Origin of the sequence: Arthrobacter sp. Hiyo1, from assembly GCF_001263615.2 — a bacterium.
Lineage (GTDB): Bacteria > Actinomycetota > Actinomycetes > Actinomycetales > Micrococcaceae > Arthrobacter.
The window spans coordinates 58797-60584 of the sequence record NZ_DF952469.1 but is presented as its reverse complement, the minus strand read 5'-3'; the positions used below and the strand labels follow the sequence as shown (position 1 = coordinate 60584).

Below are 1788 nucleotides of genomic sequence, written 5' to 3'. Positions count from 1 at the left end.
CCCCGCCGGCGCACGGCAATACGCGTCCTCCCGGCTCGGCGCCTATGGTTGGGGCCAGGACCAAATGCAGTGCCTGTCCTTGCTGTGGACCCAGGAATCAAGCTGGATGACGGACGCCACCAATCCCAGCAGCGGCGCTTACGGTGTAGCGCAGGCGCTGCCGCCGGACAAGTACTATTCGGCAGGCAGCGACTGGCTCAGCAACTACCGGACCCAGATCGATTGGGGCCTCGGCTATATCCGCGACCGTTACGGTTCGCCCTGCAACGCTTGGCAGCATGAGATGGGCTTCAACTGGTACTAGTCCGAGGGGCTACCCTAGATTGGTGAGTTCCCCTTCTGCAGCACCAGCACCAGCCCCCGTTCAGCAGCCCGCTCCGGGCCCTGTCGTCGATCCGGCACCCGAGCACGCGGCGAAGCGCACCTACCAGGTCCGCACCTTCGGTTGCCAAATGAATGTCCATGATTCCGAGCGCATGGCAGGGCTCCTCGAGGATGCAGGGTACGTGCCGTTCGACGGCGGCGTCGCCGACGTCGTGGTTTTCAACACCTGCGCCGTCCGTGAGAACGCCGACAACAAGCTTTACGGCAACCTCGGGGAACTCAAACAGGTCAAGGCCGCCCATCCTGGAATGCAGATTGCCGTCGGCGGATGCCTTGCGCAAAAGGACCGCGAAACCATCGTGCGCAAGGCGCCGTGGGTGGACGCAGTGTTCGGGACCCACAATGTAGGGGCGCTCCCGGCGTTGCTGGACAGGGCCCGCCACAACAACGAGGCACAGCTGGAAATCCTGGAGTCGCTGGACGTCTTCCCCTCCACCTTGCCGACCAAGCGCGACTCCGTGTACTCGGGCTGGGTTTCCATCTCCGTCGGGTGCAACAACACCTGCACCTTCTGCATCGTGCCGTCGCTCCGCGGCAAGGAGAAGGACCGACGTCCCGGCGAGATCCTCGCTGAAATCCAGGCGTTGGTGGACGACGGCGCCGTCGAGGTGACGCTGCTCGGGCAGAACGTGAACTCCTACGGCGTGGAATTCGGGGACCGTTTGGCTTTCTCCAAACTGCTCCGCGCCTGCGGTGATATCGAAGGCCTCGAGCGTGTCCGTTTCACGAGCCCGCACCCGGCTGCCTTCACCGACGACGTCATCGACGCGATGGCCGAGACCGCCAATGTCATGCCGCAGTTGCACATGCCCCTCCAGTCCGGTTCGGACAAGGTCCTCAAGGACATGCGCCGCTCCTACCGTTCGACCAAGTTCCTGGGGATCCTGGACAAGGTCCGCGACAAGATTCCCCACGCCGCGATCACCACGGACATCATCGTGGGCTTCCCCGGCGAGACGGAAGAGGACTTCCAAGCCACGCTCGACGTCGTCGAGAAGTCACGCTTCGCCTCAGCCTTCACCTTCCAGTACTCCAAGCGCCCGGGCACCCCGGCCGCGGACCTTCCGGACCAGCTGCCCAAGGCCGTTGTCCAGGAACGCTACGAGCGGCTGACGGCCCTCCAGGACCGCATCGCGGCCGAGGAGAACGCGAAACAGCTCGGACGCCGGGTTGAACTGCTTGTCACGGCCCAATCCGGCCGCAAGGCCGAGGAAACGCATCGCCTTTCGGGTCGTTCCCAGGACCAGCGCCTGGTCCACTTCTCCGTGCCGGAAGGCGCAGAGACTCCGCGGCCCGGCGATTTCGTCACCGTGACCATCACCGAGGCCGCTGCCTTCCACCTCGTCTCCGATCCGGAGAGACGGCGGACTACAGCTTGAGGCGCTCCCGTGTGGGCGATGCGTG

Annotated in this window: 2 pseudogenes; both read left to right on the top strand. The window is 64.7% G+C overall.

Going from position 1 to position 1788, the window contains the following annotated elements:
- Positions 1 to 304 (top strand): annotated as a pseudogene (locus tag AHiyo1_RS04930) (lytic transglycosylase domain-containing protein); the annotation flags it as partial.
- A 148-nt stretch (positions 305 to 452) separates the two neighbouring features.
- Positions 453 to 1788, top strand: a pseudogene (gene miaB, locus AHiyo1_RS04925) (tRNA (N6-isopentenyl adenosine(37)-C2)-methylthiotransferase MiaB); the annotation flags it as partial.